The organism is Archangium lipolyticum, assembly GCF_024623785.1.
Taxonomy (GTDB): Bacteria; Myxococcota; Myxococcia; order Myxococcales; family Myxococcaceae; genus Archangium; species Archangium lipolyticum.
Map to the genome: position 1 here is coordinate 110,231 of NZ_JANKBZ010000027.1, position 20,061 is coordinate 130,291.

General features: G+C 68.0%; 17 protein-coding genes. 11 read left to right on the forward strand and 6 right to left on the reverse strand.

Annotated elements, in window-relative coordinates:
* The first annotated feature begins 124 nt into the window (after nucleotides 1–124).
* Complete coding sequence (locus NR810_RS39060; protein ID WP_257460072.1) at nucleotides 125–691, forward strand: RNA polymerase sigma factor; 567 nt, start codon at nucleotides 125–127, stop codon at nucleotides 689–691.
* A complete protein-coding gene (locus NR810_RS39065) occupies nucleotides 688–1,449 on the forward strand; it encodes a zf-HC2 domain-containing protein (protein ID WP_257460074.1) in 762 nt (253 codons plus the stop codon). Before NR810_RS39060 ends, NR810_RS39065 begins: the two co-directional genes overlap by 4 nt.
* Nucleotides 1,450–1,467: 18 nt before the next feature.
* Here NR810_RS39065 and NR810_RS39070 read toward each other — a convergent pair whose 3' ends face one another.
* Nucleotides 1,468–2,202 (reverse strand): polysaccharide lyase, encoded by a 735-nt coding sequence (locus NR810_RS39070; protein ID WP_257460075.1) that lies wholly within the window; start codon nucleotides 2,200–2,202, stop codon nucleotides 1,468–1,470.
* Between the two features lie 232 nt (nucleotides 2,203–2,434).
* Here NR810_RS39070 and NR810_RS39075 point away from each other — a divergent pair, with 232 nt between their 5' ends.
* Genes NR810_RS39075 through NR810_RS39095 form a run of 5 tightly spaced genes read left to right on the forward strand, consistent with a single transcriptional unit; the run spans nucleotide 2,435 to nucleotide 10,278 of the window.
* Complete coding sequence (locus NR810_RS39075) at nucleotides 2,435–7,714, forward strand: HAMP domain-containing protein (RefSeq protein WP_257460076.1); 5,280 nt, start codon at nucleotides 2,435–2,437, stop codon at nucleotides 7,712–7,714.
* A 5-nt stretch (nucleotides 7,715–7,719) separates the two neighbouring features.
* Nucleotides 7,720–9,279 (forward strand): sensor histidine kinase, encoded by a 1,560-nt coding sequence (locus NR810_RS39080; protein WP_257460077.1) that lies wholly within the window; start codon nucleotides 7,720–7,722, stop codon nucleotides 9,277–9,279.
* Nucleotides 9,280–9,330: 51 nt separating this feature from the next.
* Nucleotides 9,331–9,729 carry a hypothetical protein gene (locus NR810_RS39085; RefSeq protein ID WP_257460078.1) on the forward strand — a complete coding sequence of 133 codons (399 nt, stop codon included), beginning with the start codon at nucleotides 9,331–9,333 and terminating at the stop codon, nucleotides 9,727–9,729.
* On the forward strand, nucleotides 9,722–9,979 hold the full coding sequence (locus tag NR810_RS39090) for a DUF5985 family protein (RefSeq protein WP_257460080.1): 258 nt from the start codon (nucleotides 9,722–9,724) through the stop codon (nucleotides 9,977–9,979). Before NR810_RS39085 ends, NR810_RS39090 begins: the two co-directional genes overlap by 8 nt.
* Nucleotides 9,976–10,278 (forward strand): DUF5985 family protein, encoded by a 303-nt coding sequence (locus NR810_RS39095; protein ID WP_257460082.1) that lies wholly within the window; start codon nucleotides 9,976–9,978, stop codon nucleotides 10,276–10,278. Before NR810_RS39090 ends, NR810_RS39095 begins: the two co-directional genes overlap by 4 nt.
* A gap of 2 nt (nucleotides 10,279–10,280) precedes the next feature.
* Here the strand turns inward: NR810_RS39095 and NR810_RS39100 are convergent, their stop codons facing one another.
* Entirely contained in the window at nucleotides 10,281–11,066 is a 786-nt protein-coding gene (locus tag NR810_RS39100) for a 2-keto-4-pentenoate hydratase (RefSeq protein ID WP_257460083.1), read from the reverse strand.
* Nucleotides 11,067–11,154: 88 nt separating this feature from the next.
* Between NR810_RS39100 and NR810_RS39105 the strand changes: the two genes are divergently transcribed.
* Together NR810_RS39105 and NR810_RS39110 are read left to right on the forward strand one after the other, a co-directional pair.
* Nucleotides 11,155–11,694 carry a hypothetical protein gene (locus NR810_RS39105; protein ID WP_257460085.1) on the forward strand — a complete coding sequence of 180 codons (540 nt, stop codon included), beginning with the start codon at nucleotides 11,155–11,157 and terminating at the stop codon, nucleotides 11,692–11,694.
* Between the two features lie 169 nt (nucleotides 11,695–11,863).
* On the forward strand, nucleotides 11,864–12,388 hold the full coding sequence (locus NR810_RS39110) for a cupin domain-containing protein (RefSeq protein ID WP_257460086.1): 525 nt from the start codon (nucleotides 11,864–11,866) through the stop codon (nucleotides 12,386–12,388).
* Between the two features lie 7 nt (nucleotides 12,389–12,395).
* Here the strand turns inward: NR810_RS39110 and NR810_RS39115 are convergent, their stop codons facing one another.
* The 4 genes from NR810_RS39115 to NR810_RS39130 all read right to left on the reverse strand — a co-directional run bounded on the left by NR810_RS39115 (nucleotide 12,396) and on the right by NR810_RS39130 (nucleotide 17,974).
* Nucleotides 12,396–13,127 (reverse strand): hypothetical protein, encoded by a 732-nt coding sequence (locus tag NR810_RS39115; protein WP_257460088.1) that lies wholly within the window; start codon nucleotides 13,125–13,127, stop codon nucleotides 12,396–12,398.
* Nucleotides 13,128–13,514: 387 nt separating this feature from the next.
* Nucleotides 13,515–14,987 carry a methyl-accepting chemotaxis protein gene (locus tag NR810_RS39120; protein ID WP_257460089.1) on the reverse strand — a complete coding sequence of 491 codons (1,473 nt, stop codon included), beginning with the start codon at nucleotides 14,985–14,987 and terminating at the stop codon, nucleotides 13,515–13,517.
* A 207-nt stretch (nucleotides 14,988–15,194) separates the two neighbouring features.
* On the reverse strand, nucleotides 15,195–16,574 hold the full coding sequence (locus NR810_RS39125; protein ID WP_257460090.1) for a DUF4785 family protein: 1,380 nt from the start codon (nucleotides 16,572–16,574) through the stop codon (nucleotides 15,195–15,197).
* Nucleotides 16,575–16,594: 20 nt separating this feature from the next.
* On the reverse strand, nucleotides 16,595–17,974 hold the full coding sequence (locus tag NR810_RS39130; protein WP_257460091.1) for a hypothetical protein: 1,380 nt from the start codon (nucleotides 17,972–17,974) through the stop codon (nucleotides 16,595–16,597).
* 215 nt (nucleotides 17,975–18,189) lie between these two features.
* Here NR810_RS39130 and NR810_RS39135 point away from each other — a divergent pair, with 215 nt between their 5' ends.
* A complete protein-coding gene (locus NR810_RS39135; protein WP_257460093.1) occupies nucleotides 18,190–19,632 on the forward strand; it encodes an aldehyde dehydrogenase in 1,443 nt (480 codons plus the stop codon).
* Entirely contained in the window at nucleotides 19,629–20,060 is a 432-nt protein-coding gene (locus NR810_RS39140; RefSeq protein WP_257460095.1) for a RidA family protein, read from the forward strand. The genes NR810_RS39135 and NR810_RS39140 overlap by 4 nt, the downstream gene beginning before the upstream one ends.
* The last annotated feature ends 1 nt before the right edge of the window (nucleotide 20,061 follow it).

Consider the following 20,061-nt stretch of genomic DNA (forward strand, 5'->3'; position numbering starts at 1 on the left):
GGACAATTTCAACCTGACAGGTGGATGACGCGGGCGGCGGGGCACGGTAAGTCGCCGAGGGATGGAGTGGGATGAGCGGACATTGCAGCGCTTCCGGGAGGGTGAACCAGAGACCCTGGGACGTGTGTACCGGGCACATGCCGAGGCGCTGGCACGGGGGCTGAGGGCCATGGCGTGGCGGAGGGTCGGGCATGCCAGGGGCGCGCTGGAGCTGGAGAACACGGTGCTGGAGACGTTCGCCCGTGCCTTCGAGCCGAGGACGCGGGCGGCGTACGACGGGGTGAGACCTTACGGGCACTTCCTGGTGGGCATCGCGCGCAACGTGTTGCTGGAGCAGTCCAGGCAGCGCGAGGTGGCGGTGGGGTTGGAGCCCTTCGAGGGCAAGGGCGAGGTGCCGGAAGAGGGCGCGGGGCTGGCGCAGACGCTGGAGGACCGGGAGGTGGAGGCGCTGCTGGCGAGCTTCAAGGAGGGGCTGACGGAGGAGGAGCGGCGGCTGTTCGAGCTGCGCTTCGGCGAGGAGGAGCTGGCGCAGGAGGGAGCGGCGGAGCGGCTGGGGCTGACACGCATCCAGGTGAGGCGCCGGGAGCTGGGGTTGAAGACGCGGCTGCTCGAGTTCCTTCAAGCCCGCGGCTACCTGGAAGGGATGGAAGTGAAGGGGTGGAGCTTCTTCAAGCGGCGAGGCCAGTCATGACGAGGTGCGCGGACAGACAGGCGAAGCAGGCGCTGGCGGCGCTCTTCCAGGGGGAGCTGGACGGAGAGGGCTACACGCGGCTGCGCGCGCACGCGGCGGGGTGCGAGGAGTGCCGCGAGGCCTACGACAAGCTGGGCCGGGTGGAGTCGGCGCTGGAGAAGCGCGCGCTGCCGGCGGGCCGGGAGGCGCTGCTGGAGAAGGAGCTGCTGGCGCGCGTGGCGGCGGCCGCGAAGCCGGCCCGGGCCCCCGTTCCCGAGCGCAAGCGCTTCTTCGAGGGATTCTTCGTGCCCGCGGCGCTGGGGCTGGCGGTCTGCACCGTGCTGGTGCTGGTGGTGGTGCCGCGCCTGGAGACGCAGCCGGCCGGGCCCGAGGAGTGGCGGTCTCGCGGAGCGGAGACGGGCACGAAGGCCTGGGGCCTGCGGGCCTTCTGCGTGGGGGCGGACGGAGCGGTGAAAGGTGAGGCGCGGCCGGGCGGGACGCTGGTCTGCGCGGAGGGAGGCGCGGTGCAGTTCAGCTACACGGCGCCGGAGGGGGCACGGCTCTCGGTGGTGGGGACGCCGCCCGGCGGGGAGCCGCTCCAGTTCTTCCCGCGAGAGGGCGAGGCGGCGGCCATCCCGGCGGGGGTGGACCAGCTGTTGCCCTACAGCACGCCGGTGGAGGGCGGCTGGCTCGCCGGGCCGCTGGAGGTCCAGGCGAGCTTCACGGATGCCCAGGGCCGCCCGCTGTCGACGACGCGCCTCACCCTCTCCCCGAGGTAGAGCCCTCGGCTGTCCGGTTCAGTACGCGGCGGTGGCGGCGGGCTGGGCGGGCGAGAGCACGTCCGCCAGGTCGGTGGCCACGGTGAAGCCGTCGTGGAACACCACGCCCTGGGGCGCGATGGTCTCGTTCCGGTAGAGGCCCTGCTTCACGTAGACGCCCTGGCCCGGGTACAGCGTGGCCATGGGCGTGAGCGGAACGACCTGCTGTCCATTGTGGAACATCTCCACGAAGCCCACGCCCGGGTCGGCGCTCCACTTCACGTGCACCACGAAGTCGTTCCAGACGCCGCGCTGCAGGGGCGCCTTCCAGACGTCCTGCGCCCGTTCCCCGCCCACGCGCATCCGCAGCTCCTCGCCGAAGACGTAGAACTCCATGGGAGGTGAGCCCGTCAGGCCCGTGTGGTGCCACTGGGTGAAGACCTGCCAGGTGCTCGCGCTGGGGTAGCTCTCGTCGAAGAGCGTGCTCCAGGAGTAGTACCGCTCCGCCCCTTCGCCCCCTCCATTCATGAGGGAGGCATCCACGTAGACCAGCTCGTTGCGGTTGCCGCTGGCCTGGATGGGCTTGTCGCCCTGATCCACCTGCACGCGCATGGCATAGCTGCCCTCGCGCACCCGGTCGGCCTCCACGAGGAGACGGTTGCTGTTGACCATCTCCACCTTGTTCCACTGGGACATGTTCCCAGTCTCGAAATCGCCCTTCCACAGAACGCTCGCGCTCGCCACGGTGGGGAGCAGCAGGAGACCGGAAAGCATCCAGGACTTCTTCAAACGGCATTCCTTTCGTTCGGGCTGGACGGAGGGGACAACCCACCGCGAGCCCTTCATTCCCCTCCCTGGCATGCCCGGGCGCCGGTGCGGGGCATTCCGGGGGGCGTGTGCGCTCGTCCGGCCGCCTGCTCCCGTGAGGGGCATTTCACCAGCAGGAACGAATGGAAGAAGTCCTCCGGTTGGGTCTACGCCCATCCACCCGCACTGGAGCAGACGCGTGAAGAGCCGCAACCGTCACCCCACCCGTACCCAGACCGGGAAGAAGATCCGCAAGACCACCACCCTGGCGCGCCATTCGCACCCCCGTCCACGAAGGAGCGCGACGGCGGCGGCACTCGAGACGCTGCTGGAGTCGATGCGTGCCGTGACCTACGGAGACTTCTCCGTCCGGCTGCCACCGGAAGCGCAGCCGGCGGCGATGGAGGAGATCGCCCTCACCTTCAACGCCATGGTGGCGATGAACCAGCGGATGCAGGACGAGCTGGTGCGCGTGGAGCGCGTGGTGGGCCGCGAGGGACAGATGGCGGAGCGCGCCTCGCTGGGCCCGGTGAGCGGAGGCTGGGCCTCGAGCATCGGCTCCATCAACTCGCTCATCGCGGACCTGGTGCAGCCCACCACCGAGGTGGCGCGCGTGCTGGGCGCGGTGGCCCGAGGTGACCTCACCCAGAAGATGGCGTTGGACCTGCCCGGGCAGCCGGTGAAGGGCGAGTTCCTCCGCATCGGCACCACGGTGAACGCGATGGTGGACCAGCTGAGCTCCTTCGCCGCCGAAGTGACGCGCGTCGCGCGTGAAGTCGGTACGGAAGGGAAGCTGGGCGGCCAGGCGCGGGTGCCCGGGGTGGCCGGTACGTGGAAGGACCTCACGGACAGCGTGAACCAGCTGGCCAACAACCTGACCGCGCAGGTGCGAAACATCGCCGAGGTGACGACCTCGGTGGCGCGGGGTGACCTGTCGCGCAAGATCACGGTCGATGCGCGAGGCGAGGTGCTCGAGCTGAAGAACACCGTCAACACGATGGTGGATCAGCTCCGCTCGTTCGCTGGCGAAGTGACGCGCGTCGCGAAGGAAGTGGGTACGGAAGGAAAGCTGGGAGGCCAGGCCGACGTGCCCGGCGTGTCCGGCGTGTGGAAGGACCTCACGGACAACGTGAACCTGATGGCCTCCAACCTGACGACCCAGGTGCGAGGCATCGTGAAGGTGGTGACGGCGGTCGCCAACGGCGACCTGTCCCAGCGCCTGGTGGTGGATGCGAAGGGCGAGGTGGCCGCGCTGGCCGACACGCTCAACAGCATGACGAAGACCCTGGGCATCTTCGCCGACCAGGTGACGAGCGTCGCCAAGACGGTGGGCGTGGAAGGCAAGCTGGGCGCCCAGGCGGACGTGCCGGGTGTGGCGGGGACGTGGAAGGACCTCACGGACAACGTGAACCTGCTCGCCAACAACCTGACCGCGCAGGTGCGCAACATCGCGGAAGTCAGCACGGCCGTCGCCCGCGGTGACCTGTCCAAGAAGATCACGGTCGACGCCCGGGGCGAGGTGCTCGAGCTGAAGAACACCATCAATACGATGGTGGAGCAGCTCCGCTCGTTCGCCGGTGAGGTGACCCGCGTCGCGAAGGAAGTGGGTACGGAAGGAAAGCTGGGCGGTCAGGCGGACGTGCCCGGCGTCTCCGGTACGTGGAAGGACCTCACGGACAACGTGAACTTCATGGCCTCCAACCTCACCAGCCAGGTGCGAAACATCGCGCTGGTGACCACGGCGGTGGCCAATGGAGACCTGTCGCGGAAGATCACCGTCGACGTGAAGGGGGAAATCCTCGAGCTGAAGAACACCATCAATACGATGGTGGACCAGCTCCGGTCCTTCGCCGCGGAGGTGACGCGCGTCGCGCGCGAGGTGGGGACGGAAGGAAAGCTGGGCGGCCAGGCCGAGGTGCAGGGCGTGTCGGGCGTCTGGAAGGACCTGACCGACAGCGTGAACTCGATGGCGTCCAACCTCACCAACCAGGTGCGCAACATCGCCAAGGTGACGACGGCGGTGGCGAACGGTGACCTGTCCAAGAAGATCACCGTCGATGCGAAGGGCGAGATTCTCGAGCTGAAGGACACCATCAACACGATGGTGGATCAGCTCAACGCGTTCGCCTCCGAGGTGACGCGCGTCGCCCGCGAGGTGGGTACCGAGGGCAAGCTGGGTGGCCAGGCGCGTGTGCCCGGTGTCGCCGGTACGTGGAAGGACCTCACGGACAACGTGAACCTGATGGCCCGCAACCTGACGACCCAGGTGCGCGGCATCGTCAAGGTGGTGACGGCGGTCGCCAATGGAGACCTCACCCAGAAGCTGGTCGTCGACGCGAAGGGCGAGGTGGCCGCGCTGGCGGACACCATCAACAGCATGACCGACACCCTGGGCACCTTCGCCCAGCAGGTGTCCACGGTGGCCCGCGAGGTGGGTATCGAAGGGAAGCTGGGTGGCCAGGCCAAGGTGCCCGGTGCCCGCGGCGCCTGGAGGCAGCTGACCGACAACGTGAACCAGCTGGCCGGCAACCTGACGTCTCAAGTGCGCGCCATCTCCGAGGTGGCCACCGCCGTGACGAAGGGTGACCTGACCCGGTCCATCTCGGTGGATGCGCAGGGCGAGGTGGCGGCCCTGTCCGACATCATCAACCAGATGATCGTCAACCTGAAGGAGACGACGCAGAAGAACACCGAGCAGGACTGGCTGAAGACGAACCTCGCGAAGTTCTCCGGCATGATGCAGGGCCAGAAGAACCTGGAGGCCGTCTCCCGGCTCATCATGTCCGAGCTGACGCCCCTGGTCTCCGCGCACCACGGCGCCTTCTTCCTCATGGACTCCGAGGATGGCGCGCCCGTGGCCAAGCTCACCTCCAGCTACGCCTACCGCGAGCGCAAGAACGTGGGCAACCGCTTCCGCCTCGGCGAGGGCCTGGTGGGCCAGTGCGCCCTGGAGAAGAAGACCATCCTCCTCACCCACGTGCCGGCGGACTACATCCGCATCACCTCCGGCCTGGGCGAGGCCAGCCCCCTCAACGTCATCGTCCTGCCCGTCCTCTTCGAGGGCGCGGTGAAGGCCATCATCGAGCTGGCCTCCTTCCACCCGTTCAGCACCATCCACCAGATCTTCCTGGACCAGCTCACCGAGAGCATTGGCGTGGTGTTGAACATGATCATGGCCAACATGCGCACCGAGGAGCTGCTGCGCCAGTCGCAGAGCCTCGCCAACGAGCTGCAGAGCCAGTCGCGCGAGCTCACCCAGCAGCAGGAGGAGCTCAAGCGCTCCAACTCGGCGCTGGAGGCCCAGGCCCTCGAGCTGGAGGAGAAGGCCAAACTGCTCGAGCAGCAGAACATCAAGGTGGAGGAGAAGAACCGCGAGGTGGAGCAGGCGCGCTCCTCCCTGGAGGAGAAGGCCGAGCAGCTCTCGCTCATCTCCAAGTACAAGAGCGAGTTCCTCGCCAACATGTCCCACGAGCTGCGCACGCCGCTCAACAGCATGCTGGTGCTGGCCAAGCTGCTCGCGGACAACTCCGACGGCTCACTCGGCCGCAAGCAGGTGGAGTACGCCGAGACCATCTACTCCTCGGGTGGGGACCTGCTGTCCCTCATCAACGAAATCCTCGACCTGTCCAAGGTGGAGGCGGGGAAGATGCAGGTGGAGCCGCGCGACTCCGCCGTGGCGGAGCTGGTGGAGTTCGCCCGCCGCACCTTCGGCCCCGTGGCCGAGCAGAAGCACCTGGGCTTCCTCACCGAGGTGGGCCCGGAAGTGCCGGCCACCGTCTTCACGGATCCGAAGCGGTTGCAGCAGATCCTCAAGAACCTGCTGTCCAACGCCTTCAAGTTCACCAGCACGGGCCAGGTGACGCTGCGCATCCGCATGGCGGACGCCGAGGAGCGCTTCGCCGCCCCCGAGCTGGTGGAGGCGGACACGGTGCTGGCCTTCTCCGTCATCGACACGGGCATTGGCATCCCCGAGGACAAGCAGAAGCTCATCTTCGAGGCCTTCCAGCAGGCGGATGGCACCACCAGCCGCAAGTACGGCGGCACCGGCCTGGGGCTCTCCATCAGCCGCGAGCTGGCGCGGTTGCTGGGCGGAGAGATTCGCGTGAAGAGCGCTCGCGGCGCGGGCAGCACCTTCACCCTCTACCTGCCGCGCAGCTACAGCGGCCCCGAGCGTGGGGGCGAGCCGGCCAGCGACGCGGACGTGGGCTACACCCCCATGCTGCGCGAGCTGTTGCCGCGTGACACGGTGCACGGCACCGCGGCCCCCCACCCGCTGGTGGACGACCGGGACAGCCTGGGCGCGGATGACAACGTGCTGCTGGTGGCGGTGGACGACGTGGAGTTCGCCCACGGTCTGGTGACCGCCGCGCGCCAGCACGGCCTGAAGGCGCTGGTGGCCACCCGGGGTGACGTGGCGCTCTCGCTGGCCCAGCGGCTCAAGCCGTACGCCATCGTCCTGCAGCTCGGCCTGCCCGTCATCGACGGGTGGAGCGTGCTGGACCGCCTCAAGCGCGACCCGCGCACCCGCCGCATCCCCGTCCAGATGGTGAGCGTGGACCGGATGCGCGGCGCCTCGTGTGGTGGCGGCTTCGCCTACCTCGACCGGCCCTTCTCTCCCGAGGCCATCCAGGGCGCCTTCAGCCACCTGGAGCTCAAGCCCAACGGCGCGCCCCGGAAGCTGCTGCTGGTGGACCCCAAGCCCGAGCTGCGTGACTGCGTCCAGCAGCTCATCGACATGGGCGAGTCCCTGGAGATGCGCGAGCTGGAGTCGAGCGCCGCGGTGATGGCGCTCGACCGGGGTGAGGTGGACGCCCTGGCATTGGACCTGGCCGCGCCCGGTGGGCGGGGGATGAAGCTGCTGGTGGAGCTGGTGCGCCGGCCCGCCCGCCTGCCCCCCGTGCTCCTTTATAGTGGCTCGCAGCTGCTGCCGGATGACGAGCGGCGGCTGCGGCGCTCGGCCGAGTCCGTGCTGCTCGAGGCGGCTGCCCGCTCGCCCGAGGCGGTGCTCGCCGAGGTGGGCCGCTTCCTGCGCCGGGTGGGGGATCAGTCCCGCGTGGCCAACGAGGAGGCCAAGGAGCTCACCCGCTCGCTCGCCGGCCGCAAGGTGCTGCTGGTGGACGACGATGCCCGCAACATCTTCGCCCTCACCAGTGTCCTGGAGAGCCACGGCATGCATGTGACGTTCGCCCAGGACGGGCGAGCAGCCATGGACTTGATGGAGAAGAACCCGGAACTGGACGTGGTTCTGCTGGACGTGATGATGCCAGAGATGGACGGCTACCAGGCGATGCGCGCCATCCGTGCGGATTCCCGGTGGGCGTCGCTGCCGGTCATCGCCATCACCGCGCGGGCATTGAAGGACGACCGCGAGAAGTGCCTGGAAGCGGGCGCGTCCGATTACCTTTCGAAGCCGGTCGATACCGAGCGGCTGCTGGAGTTGATTCGCCGGTGGGTAGAGCCTTGCGCGGGAGCCAGATGACAGCGATGACGTGGACCGAGGGGGGAATCGACCATCAGGCCCGGACGGACCTCCCGTCCGCACGCATCCTGGTGGTCGACGACCACGCACCGAATCTCCTCACGCTGGAAGCCACCCTGGGCGACCTGGGTGAGGTGGTGAAGGCCCACTCGGGAGAGGAGGCGCTCCTCCATCTGCTGCGGGAGGACTTCGCCCTCATCCTGCTGGATGTGCAGATGCCCGGGCTGGATGGTTTCGAGACGGCCCGCCTCATCAAGGAGCGCGAGCGCTCGCGCTTCATCCCCATCATCTTCCTCACCGCGCGCAGCCGGGACGCCTCGCACGTGTTCCGGGGCTATGCCCAGGGCGCGGTGGACTATGTGCTCAAGCCCTTCGCGCCGGAAATCCTGCGCTCGAAGGTGTCCGTCTTCGTGGAGCTGTTCCTCAAGGAGGAGCAGCTCAAGCGGCAGGAGGCGCTGCTGCGCCGGCGCGAGCGCGAGGCCCTGGAGCGGGAGAGCGCCTACCGCTACCGGCTGCTCGGTGACGCCATGCCCCTGTGCGTGTTCGCCGCCAGCCCGGATGGACGGCTGCGCTATGGCAACCGGGCCTGGACGGAGCTGTCCGGCCTGCCCGCGGAGGCCGTGGAGGACTTATGGCGCTCGGAGGTGGTGCACGCGGAGGATCAATCCTCCGTGCATGCCGCCTGGTGCCACTCGGTGAGCACCGGCCAGCCCTTCGAGGTGCAGTTCCGGCTGCTGCGCCACAGTGACCTGGCGTACCGCTGGCACCTGGGCCGCGCCGTGCCGGAGCGCAACGAGCGCGGGCGCATCACCGGGTGGATCATCACCGCCACGGACATCGACGACCAGAAGCGGGCCGAGGAGGAGCTGGCCCGGGCGAGCGCGGCGAAGGACGCCTTCATGGCGGCCGCCTCGCACGAGCTGCGCACGCCCCTGGCCGCCGCGAAGATGCAGGTGCAGCTGGCGAAGCGGAAGTTCGGCCACGAGCTGACGGACGGGCCGCGCCGGGCCTTCGAGGGGTTGGACCGGCAGGTGGACCGGATGACCAAGCTGGTGTCGGACCTGTTGGACGTGAGCCGGTTGCTCACGGGCCGGTTATCCCTGGAAGTGGAGGAGTTCGACCTGGTGCCCCTGTTGCGCACGTCCTGCGAGCGGCTGCAGGCGCTCTCCACGGACCATCGGCTGCGTCTGGAGGCCCCCGCGCGGCTCCCCATGCGGGGGGACCCGGGGCGTATCGAGCAGGTGGTGACCAACCTGGTCTCCAACGCCATCCGCTACTCCCCTCATGGGGGGCCGGTGGAACTGCGGGTCTGGGCCGAGGATGGCCAGGTGGCGCTCCGGGTGAGGGACCATGGCATTGGCATCCCCTCGGAGAAGCTTGCGCTCATCTTCGAACGCTTCGGGCAGGCCCATGGCGCACGTTATGGCGGTCTTGGCTTGGGGTTGACGATTTCCCAGGGCATTATCGAGCAACATGGTGGGCGCATCTGGGCGGAGTCCCGGGGTGTGGAGGGCGAGGGTAGTACCTTCCACGTGCGCCTGCCCGTCCAATCCAGGCTTTCATGACGGACCCGCCAGGGGGCGGGTCCGGCTGGGGTGGGGAGAAAGGGATGAAGTTTGCGCGCGGGCGATCTTCCCGAGGTAGTGCGGCGATTCATCGTCGACCATGTCGATTCGGTGGAGCAGTTGGAGATCCTCCTGCTGCTCCATCAGCACCCGTCGCGCGCGTGGGACGCCGAGTCGGTGGCTCGCGAGCTGCGCATCTCCGCCCTCTCCGCGAGTGACCGGTTGGAGGACCAGGCCCGTGCCGGGTTGCTGGTCCGCGTGGAGGGGAGCCCGGGAGGGTTCCGCTATGCCCCGGGCACTCCGGCGCTGGACGAGGCGGTGAGCGGTCTGGCCACGGCGTATGCCGAGCGCCGGGTGACCGTCATCAACCTCATCTTCTCCAAGCCCGTCGACAAGATACGGACCTTCGCGGATGCCTTCCGGTTGCGGAAGGGGGATGACAATGGCTGAGGCAGTCTTCGTTCTATGCGCGGTGACCAGCCTGGCCTGTGCGGTGCTGCTCCTCCGGGGCTATGCCCGCAACCGGGTTCCCCTGTTGCTGTGGAGCAGCCTGTGTTTCGTCGGGCTGGCGGTGAACAACATGCTGCTGGTGGTGGACCTGATCATCATCCCCGGGAGGGATCTGCTGCTGCTGCGCAACCTGTCCGCGCTCCTGTCGCTCGCGCTCCTGATCTTCGGACTCGTGTGGGATTCCGAATGAACGACTTCATCTCCGGCATGACGTCCGCCCTGTGCTGTGTCGCGGGGCTGTTCTTCCTGCGGTTCTGGCGCAAGACGCGCGACAGGTTCTTCGCCTTCTTCGCCACCTCCTTCCTGCTGATGGCGGTGCACCGCATGGTGAGTCTGTACCTGCGGGACGACAGCGAGCACCTCCTCACGGCGTACGTCATCCGGCTGTTGACCTTCGTGCTCATCCTGGTGGCCATCGTGGACAAGAACCGTGGCACGCCGCGCAAGAAGGACTCGTCCCCGCCGCGGCCCGTGGACTCCGTCCGCTGAGCTCAGGTCCCGACGGAGACCGCGACCTCACCCAGTCCATCCACGGTGAGGCGGACGTGGTCTCCGGGCTTGAGCATGTGTGCCGCGGTGGCGGCGCCCGCGAGCACGATGCTGCCGGCGGGAAGGGATTGGCCGTGCTGCTCGAGCAGCTCGCACAGCTGGATGAGGGACAGCACCGGGTCTCCCGAGATGGCGTCCGAGCGCGCCGCCTGCACGCGCTCGCCATTCACCTCCATCACCATCTGGAGGTGGGGCAGGTCCAGCTCCCGGGGTGGCCGCTCGGTGGTGGCCAGCACGAAGAGCGAGGACGAGGAGTTGTCCGCCACCACGTCGGGCAGGGAGAAGTATTTGAAGTCGAGGTAGCGCGAGTCGAGGATCTCCATCGCGGCGAAGACGCTCGCGCAGGCATCCAGCGCCTGGTCGCGGGTGATGCGGCCGCGTAGCTCGCGCGAGGTGCGGAAGGCGATCTCCGGTTCGATCTTCGGGTGGATGGCGCCCTGGAGCCGCAGCGTGCCATGGGCGGGCACGCGCATGCGGTCGGTGAGCACCCCATACACCGGCGAGTCCAGGTTCATCTGCCGGCGCTTGGCCTCGGAGGTGAGCCCCATCTTCAGGCCCACCACGCGCTCGCCGCGAGCGGTGCGCAGGCGGATGCCCTCGGCCTGGATGGCATAGGCGTCCCGGAGGGTGAGGTCCGGGTGCTGCCGGGTGAGGGGCGGAATCTCCCGGGCCTCCAGCCGGGCCTGGTCCAGCAACAGCGCAAGCTCCGCCTGCATGTGTTCCGTCATGTGGCCATCTCCAGGAGGGCGGTGTCTTGAGGGGGGAGCCAGTCGCGTGTTTGAGTATGGACCCGCTGGTCAGGAAGAAGGAGTGTTCATGACTCGCAGCACGCTTTCAAGCCATGTCGAAGTGTATGGGCAGAGTGTCCAGGCGTTGGTCAACGCCATGGAGTTCCTCAAGCTCAGGGCGCAACGGATCCTGGCCTCTCACGGCATCGAGTCGCTTCAGGCTGACAAGTGGTATCCAATGAACAGTGTTCTCTCGAGCTTCAACGACATCCTCGCACAGGTCGGACCGCACACCACACGCGCCATTGGCCACGCCATTCCCAAGTCCTCTGTCTTTCCTCCCGCCATCTTCTCGTTCGAGACGGCCCTGCAGTCGCTCGACCAGGCCTACCGGATGAACCACCGGGGCTCGGGCGACATCGGCAGCTACCGCTACATCCCCGGGGTGGGCCGCACGGCCCAGATGGTGTGTGACAATCCCTACCCCTGTGATTTCGACCAGGGAATCATGGAGGCGCTCTACGACCGCTTCCCGCCCAAGGGCTCCATCGTGCTGCGCATCGAGCACGAGCACACGGGTTGCCGGGCGAAGGGCGCCCGTTCCTGTTCCTATCGCCTCAAGTGGTGAGTGCTCATGGCGGCCGTTCTGTCTGTAAATGGCCGTCATGATTGTATGGGTATGCGGGCCAGGGGCTTTGTCGGGTGATGTCGTTTTCGCGCATAAGCCCCATTTTTCATAGACAACAGATTTGGGGCATGGTTTAAATATGCGCGAACACTGAAACACGGAGGGAGCCATGTCTCGTCACGTTCGCCGCCACCAATTGTTGGGCCTGGGTCTGGGTGCTCTGACGGGATTGTTGGTGGCCTGCGGCGGCGAGCAGCCGCGGGGTTCCACCTCGGAGGGCATGGTCTCCTCGACCTCGTCGCTCGAGGAGGCGGCTCCCGCCGGGATGATCGTCTACTCCACGCGGGGCAAGCCCGTGAGCGACGCGGGTTTCGTGTGGCTGGGGCCACCGGAGGTGCTGGGCGGGCAGGTGCTCGAGGGCAACCCGCAGATCTTCGCCCGCATCGACTACAGCCACGGCGGCAAGACGGTGGGCCTCTTCAAGGCGACGAAGGGGAAGATCCGGGTGACCTTCCCCTTCTCCGAGCACGCCACCATCCTCGAGGGTCAGGTCACCATCACGGACCAGACGGGCAAGCGCCACACGTTCAAGGAGGGTGACAGCTACTTCATCCGCCAGGGACAGGTGGTCACCTGGGAGGTGAAGGGCAAGGAGGTCATCAAGTCGTTCTTCAACATCGTCGAGCCCCAGTAGGGCGGGCTCAGGTGCCCACGCGGGCCAGGTCCTGGCCGGAGACGTGGGCCTGACGCGGACGCCAGTCGGACCGGGCCGCGGGGGCCAGCAACTCGGTGTGCAGCCCGTCGAACATGGCGTGGAAGGCCGCGTAGATGCGGTCCACCAGGGTGATGGCCTCTTCGCGCAACGCAGGCGTGAGCTCGATGCCGCGCAGCATCGCTTCCATCTGCTCCTCGAAGACCTCGTGCTGCTCCTCGGCCTCCATGTGGTGGTTGGAGAAGTACTTCAGCCGCTTGTCGGTGCCCGAGGCCTGGGTGAGGGCCGCGGTGCGGCTGAAGAAGGCGTGGCTGGTGGACTCCAGCGCCAGCACCAGCACCACGCGCAGCCGGTCATCCATCGGGCGGAGCACCTCGGCGAGCAGCTCGTAGCTGGCGTCACGGGTGTGCTCGTGCGGCCGGTCCCACAGGTCGGTGAGCGTCAGCGGACGGCCCATGAGCACGGCCACGTCCTCGAAGAACCAGTGGTCGTGCCCACGCTCCTCGGAGCGATGGCGGAGCATGAGCAGGTTGAGCTCGGGGTCCCTCACCCGCTGCGCGTTGAGACGCAGCACGTCCTGGAAGCTCATCACCCAGAAGGCCAGGCGCGGGGCGAAGGCCAGCACCTGCTCCAGCGGACGGTCCTGTCGGAGCTCGGCGAAGAAGGGGTGCTCGGAGAAACGGGCCTGTCGGACGCTGATGTGTTGCAGCACTGCCCTCATGGTTCCCTCCCGTGCGAGATGCGAAGGGGGTTCCTCGTGGAGCCCCCACATGGACGGTTCTCTTCGATGCTGGATTGATGCCAAGAGGCTCGATGGGATCGTCTCGGAGCAAAAGCCTTCCAAGGCGTGCTCTCCGTACACCCATGGCAAATCTTTTCGTTGTGTATGGGCATGGAAGAGCCTCGGCGGCGAAGCCTCGCGAGGAGTTTGAATAGGAATGAGAGGCACAAATGCAAATGAACCGCTCAGCGCATAACTTTGCATTTGCAGCGCGTGGTGGATTCACTCCCAGGCTCGGTCGGGAGTGACCCGGTGGGGTGTGAACGACCACGCGAGGGCCGGAGGCACCGGCCTCAATGACAGACAGTGTCGGTCAGCCGCGGTGCGTTACCTGGAGGCGCGCGGGGACATGATGGCAGCGAGCTGCCGCGAGAGCTGGATGAGCTGGTTGGCCGTCTGGAGCGTCTGGGTGGAGCTGGCCTCGGTCTGACGCGCCGTCTGCGCCATCTCGTGGATGGCGGTGTTCACCTGCTCCACGGCCGTCGTCTGCTGCTGGGTGCTCAGCTCGATCTCCCGCGCCACGTCCAGGTTGGCGCGCACCAGCTCGGCGATGCGGCGGAAGTTGCCGGCCACGTCGCCGAACTGCTTCGCGCTGCTCTGCACCGCCTTGGAGCCGTCCTCCGTGGCCATGATGGTGGTGTTGGAGGCGGCGCGAATCTCGTCGATGAGGACGCGGATGTCCTTGGTGGCGCCGCCCACGCGGTCCGCCAGCTTGCGGATTTCTTCCGCCACCACGGCGAAGCGCTTGCCGTGCTCCCCCGCCCCGGCGCTCTCGATGGTGGCGTTGATGGCCAGGATGTTCGTCTGCTCGGCCAGCTCGTTGATGATGTCCACGATGCCGCCGATCTCCTGCGAGCGCTTGCCCAGCTCCAGCATGTGATTGACGATGGCATCCACCTGGTGGCGCACCGACTCGATGGCCTCCTGGGCGTGCTGCACCGTCTCGTTGCCGGTGCTGGCCGCGCCCGCCGTCTCGTCCGCCACGCGCGCCACCTGCTGCGCGCTGCCGGCGATCTGCCGCGAGGTGGACAGCAGCTCCTGGACGGTGGAGGAGATCTCCGTCGTGGCCGAGGCCTGCTCGCGCGCGCCCGTGGCCTGCTGCGAGGCCGCCGACTGGAGCTCGGCCGAGGAGCTCTGCACCTGCTGGATGGCGGTCTCGAGCTTGCGGCCCAGGCTCCTGGCGATGATCACGCCGATCAGCGTGACGAAGACGAGGACGCCGGCGCTCCCACCGCTGAAGAACCAGTTGAGCGTGCGCGAGCCCTTCGCCAGATAGGCATCACGCGCCGCGAGCTGGTTGGCCTCGGTCCGGCGCATCTCCTCCATCGTCTGGTGGATGCCGTCCATCAGCCGCTTGCCCTCTCCGGTATCGAGGGTGGCCAGGGCGGCGCTGAACCCCTGGGTGCGGCGCAGCTCGGTGGTGTCGCGCAGCTGGACCAGCATCCGCTCGATGAGAGGCCGGAGCGTTTCCAGGCGGCGGGCCTGCTCGGGATTGCTGGAGAAGAGCTCGCGCAGGAGGGACAGCTCCCGGGTGAGCTCGGTCGCGGCCTGGGCGTGAGGCTCGAGGTAGGACGTGCTGCCGGTGAAGATGTACCCGCGCAGCCCCATCTCCGCGCCGTCGATTCGTGCGCGGATCCGATCGATTCCATTGAGGGTCTCGTGGCTGCGCTGCACGGAGGTGAGGGCGGTCGCGAAGCTGCGGGTGCTCTCGAAGGACGCGACCAGGAAGAGGCCGAGCAGCGCGGCGACCAGGAGGAAGCCGATGCGGAACTGCTGTCCCACCGTCCACTTCGAGAACATCGACACACCTCTCCTGCTGAGGGGCGGGGGCCTCCACCAGCGTTTTCCAGGGCGAACTCTACGGGTTCCAACCGCTTGTGCCAGCAACTGCCGGAATCACTCGCGGAAAACCCCGGCGGGCGGGCGTGCAACCGCTGGCACGGCGGAGGGGAGGCGGAAGCCAGGGGGCCTGGCCCGTGAAGGCCGGACCCCCGGAGCGGGTAGGGACTACGGAGTGACGTCGAACTCGCCGGCGCGCAGCAGGTGCTCGATGGCGGGAGTCACCTCGGCGCTTCCCAGCTCCGCGAGGCGCACCGCGGGGAATCGGACCTCGAGGCCCCTGGCGAGCCGGTGGTACAGGGTGTTGGTGCCCAGCGAGTAGAGCTGCAGCCCGCGCAGGGCGTAGCTGCCGTCCAGCCGGGACAGCCCCGCGTGGCCGGCCTCGAAGCGCAGCGTCAGCGTGTGCGTGCCGGCGCCGAGCTGGTCCGTCACCTGGGCCTCGGCCACCGGCCGCTCGACGCCCCGCGCATCCGTCGCCACGAGCGTGCCCGTCACCTCGTAGCGGTCGAGCGCCTGGCTCTCGAGGACCACGTCCACCTCGAGGGCCGTCACCTTGCCGCCCTCACGCACCAGCCGCTCCCGGCCCACCGAGGCGATGCGCGCCGTCGGCACCGCGAAGCCGAAGGCGGTCTGCGCCAGTCGGTCGAAGGGCTGGCCGCCCGCCGTGCCCACCGCGCGCACCTCGAGCACCCACGCGCCCGTCTCGTCCTTCTCGTGCATGACGCGCGAGACCTGGGCCCGGTACTCGTTGCCCACCTTCACCACCGGCACCGTGCGGTCGCGCTCGTAGCGCGGGTTGTAGAGCGTGGCCTCGTAGCGCACGCGCTCCAGGGGGGCCTCCGATTGCAGGCCCACCGTCACGTAGCCGTCGTCACCCGGGAAGAGCTGCATCGCCGAGGTGGTGAGGGACAGCTCGATGGTGGAGGAGGGCTCGCGCACCTCGATGGCCATGCCCACGGCGGCCGCCTTGGGACCGACCTGTACCTTGTAGAGGCCGCGACCCATGTCGCGGCTCATGCGCAGCAGGGTGATGGGTTTGACGATGCCCTCGGCCTTCATGCGCGCCGGGTCCGCGTCCAGCTCCTTCTCCGCGGCGCGAGCGGCGCGCTTGTCGGCGCGCACGCCCTTGGGGTCGAACAGGGCCATGTCGCGCAGCGCCTCCTCACCCACCTTGGCGTCGTTGCCCTTGGGGATGAACATCACCCAGGCCTCGTCGGGGGCGGTGATGGGCAGCTCGAGCTGCGTGGCGGCCGAGCGCGGGGCCACGTGGATGATGGTGGACTTGGAGCGCCGGGTCTCGGGGGCGAGAGGGGCCGCGAGCGGCTGCTTGGGCGAGGTGGGGTTGGACACCGAGACGCGGCCCGGGCCGATGCCCTCGCGGGCGTCGCGTGCGAAGAGGCGGCCCGGGGTGACGTCACCGGGGGTGGACGTGGCGCCCGAGGCGCTGCGCAAGTCGGCGCTCATGGCGGGCTCCTGGGTGAAACCGCCGAGGAGGACGATGGCCAGCGTCAGGCCGGCGGATTGAACGAAGGAACGTGGTGAGGTCATGATCGTTCTCTCTCTGTGGCCTAGTGAAGCGCCTTGACGACGGCGTAGTTGTGGAATCCGTAGTAGGTGTCCCACGCGAGGTCGGCGCACCAGTTGGAGCCACCCGGCGGAGCCTGGACGCAGTCATTGGCGCCCGTGGAGCCGGTGGTGGCGTCGAAGCCGTACTTGGAGATGAGGCAGGCGTCGCAGATGCCATCGCCATGCCAGGAGTCGGGGCACACCTCGCCCCAGGTCGGGTAGTAGGCGGGATTGAGGAAGGGGTTCCAGCTCGCGGTGCTCGGGATGCGGTAGCTGCTGGAGTAGCCGTAGGAGATGAGGCAGTCGGGCTCCACGTAGCCGTTGTTGAGCTGGGTGCTCGAGCAGCCGTACTTCCAGACGGTGTTGCCGGTCATGAAGTCGGTGGCGTAGGCGGCCGCGTAGTTGTTGCAGGCGAGGGCCGCGCCCTGGACGTTGGTCTCGGGCGTGTAGGTCTGCTGGGAGGGCGGCGGGATGGTGAGGCTGGCCACCTTCTTCGCGATCAGGTTGCCGCTGTTGTGGCAGCCGCGGCGCGATTGGTGATGGTTGAGGCGGGCGTCGTCGATGATGATGTTGCCGAAGTAGCCCGAGCTGTCGCTGCCGATGAAACCATCGGTGCTGGCGTTGAAGCTGCCCCAGCCGAGCAGCGCCGCCGCCTTGAGGCCGATGGTGTACATGTAGCCGCCGCAGTAGGCGTCGCTCGAGAAGATGTTGGCGTAGACGCGGTTGCCGCGCACCACGGAGATGGGCTTGCCGCCGACGGTGGTCGCGCCCTGGGCGCCCGCGAAGGTGGCGTTCGAGTTGTACACGCGCATGTTGTCGGTGCGCTGCTGCACGACGGCGGGGTTGTTGTAGCTACCCCCGCCGAAGAACTCGACGACGCTGTTGGCGATGTTGAGGAAGGAGCCGCTCGTCGTCACCTGGTCGGCGAGCGGGGTACCCGTGAGGTCCGGCGCGGAGAAGATGACCTGGGAGATGCGGCTCGTCACCGTGCTGACGGCATGGCCCTTGGCGCTCACCGCGCCGGTGTGGCCGAGCATGTAGCGCAGCGGGCTCGAGCCATTCGAGTGGGTGATGACGGTGAAGCTGGTGATGTTGTTGGCGTCCATCCAGGGGACGATCTGATCGACGATCGACCCCCAACTGCACTGGCTGAAGCCGGCGCAGCTCGCTCCGGGATAGCCGACGATGAGGTAGGGCCGGCCGGTGCGCATGGTGTCGATGGCGCTCTGCGTCCAGTAGCCGGTCGTCGCCGAGCTCACCGACTGGTCGCCGGTGCCGTGGACGAAGACCACGCCATCGGCGGCCTGGGCCACTCCGCTCGCTCCGAGGAGCGCGGCACAGGTGGCGCCGAGAAGCCACCCGGACCTGGGAAACAACTGCATGGGAACCTCCTGGGGGGTAAGGAAGCTGCCCAGCAGGATAGCCAAGTATAAGAATGTGAGAAAGCAAGACGGGGAAAGCCGTCATGTCAGCGCATGAGCGCGATGCGTCATGACCTGGGCGTCCTCGACAAGTGAACGCTTCGGTCCTCCACCCAGGGTGTCCGCTGTAGGGGCCCGTGGTATTCGAGGCCGGGTTGCCAGAGGAGGATTCGCGCGTGGAGAAGGTCCTCAACTACATCGGCGGAGAGCTGGTGTCCCCGAGTTCCCAGGTCTGGTTCGACAAGCCCGATCCCGCGACCGGAGAGCCCTCCACGCGGGTACCGGACTCGGACGGGACGGACATCCAGCGCGCCGTGGAGGCGGCTCGGAGCGCCTTCCCGGCCTGGGCCGCCACTCCAGCGGTGGAGCGGGCTCGCATGCTGCGCCGCGTCGCGGAGACGATTCGCGCCCGCACCGAGGCTTTCGCCCGCGCCGAGGCCATCGATACTGGCAAGCCGCTGAAGCTGGCCTCCACGGTGGACATCCCTCGCAGCGTCCTCAACTTCGAGTTCTTCGCGGACGCGGTGACGCAGTTCTCCACCGAGGCCCACACCACGGACGGCATGGCGCTCAACTACACGCTGCGCACGCCGCTGGGGGTCGTGGGCTGCATCTCGCCGTGGAACCTGCCGCTCTACCTGCTCACCTGGAAGATCGCCCCCGCGCTGGCCATGGGCAACTGCGTGGTGGCCAAGCCCTCCGAGGTGACGCCGATGACCGCGTACCTGCTCGCGCAGGTGTGCCGCGAGGTGGGGCTGCCGCCGGGCGTGCTCAACATCGTCCACGGCTATGGCGCCAAGGTGGGCGCCGCGATGAGCAGCCATCCGGACATCAGCGCCATCTCCTTCACCGGCAGCACGCGCACGGGCGCGGAGATCGCCCGCACCGCCGCGCCGCTCTTCAAGAAGCTCTCGCTGGAGATGGGCGGCAAGAACCCCAACGTCATCTTCGCCGACTGCGACTTCGACGAAGCCCTGGCCACCACGGTGCGCTCGTCCTTCTCCAATCAGGGGCAGATCTGTCTTTGTGGTTCGCGCATCTTCGTGCAGGCCCCCCTCTACGAGCGCTTCAAGGAGGCGCTGGTGGCGCGTACGCGGGCGCTGAAGGTGGGCGATCCACTGGAGCCATCGACGGACCAGGGGGCGCTGGTGTCCCCGCAGCACTTCGAGAAGGTGATGGGCTGCATCGATGTGGCCCGTCAGGAGGGGGGCCGCGTCCTCACCGGAGGCAAGCGCGCGGAGGTGCAGGGGCGCTGCCGCAACGGCTGGTTCGTGGAGCCCACGCTCATCGAGGGCCTGGGCCACGCCTGCCGCACCAACCAGGAAGAGATCTTCGGCCCGGTGGCCACGCTCACTCCCTTCGAGAAGGAAGAGGAGGTGCTGGCCTGGGCGAACAGCACGCGCTACGGGCTGGCGGCGACCGTGTGGACGCGGGACCTGAGCCGGGCGCACCGCTTCTCCGCGAAGCTGGAGAGCGGCATCGTCTGGGTGAACTGCTGGATGCTGCGCGACCTGCGCACGCCCTTCGGCGGGGTGAAGGACTCGGGCGTGGGGCGCGAGGGCGGTTGGGACGCGCTGCGCTTCTTCACCGAACCCAAGAACGTGTGCGTGAAGCTATGAGCCACTCCGAGCGAGTCGATTCCCCTCGGGCCCCCGAGCCGGTGGGCCTCTATCCCCATGCCCGGCGCGTGGGCAACCTGCTCTTCCTCTCCGGCGTGGGGCCACGCGAGCGCGGGAGCAAGAAGATCCCCGGCGTCGAGCTGGACGCTGCGGGCAACATCGTCTCGTACGACATCGAGACGCAGTGCCACTCGGTGTTCCGCAACGTGCGCTACATCCTGGAGGAGGCGGGCTCCTCCTGGGACAGGTTGGTGGACGTGACGGTGTACCTCACGGACATGAAGAAGGACTTCCCCACCTACAACCGGCTGTGGGCCGAGTACTTCAAGGACGTGCCCACGCCGCCGTGCCGGACGACACTCGGAATCACCGCGCTGCCCACCCCCATCGCCATCGAGCTGAAGTGCGTGGCAACGATTGGAGACTGAG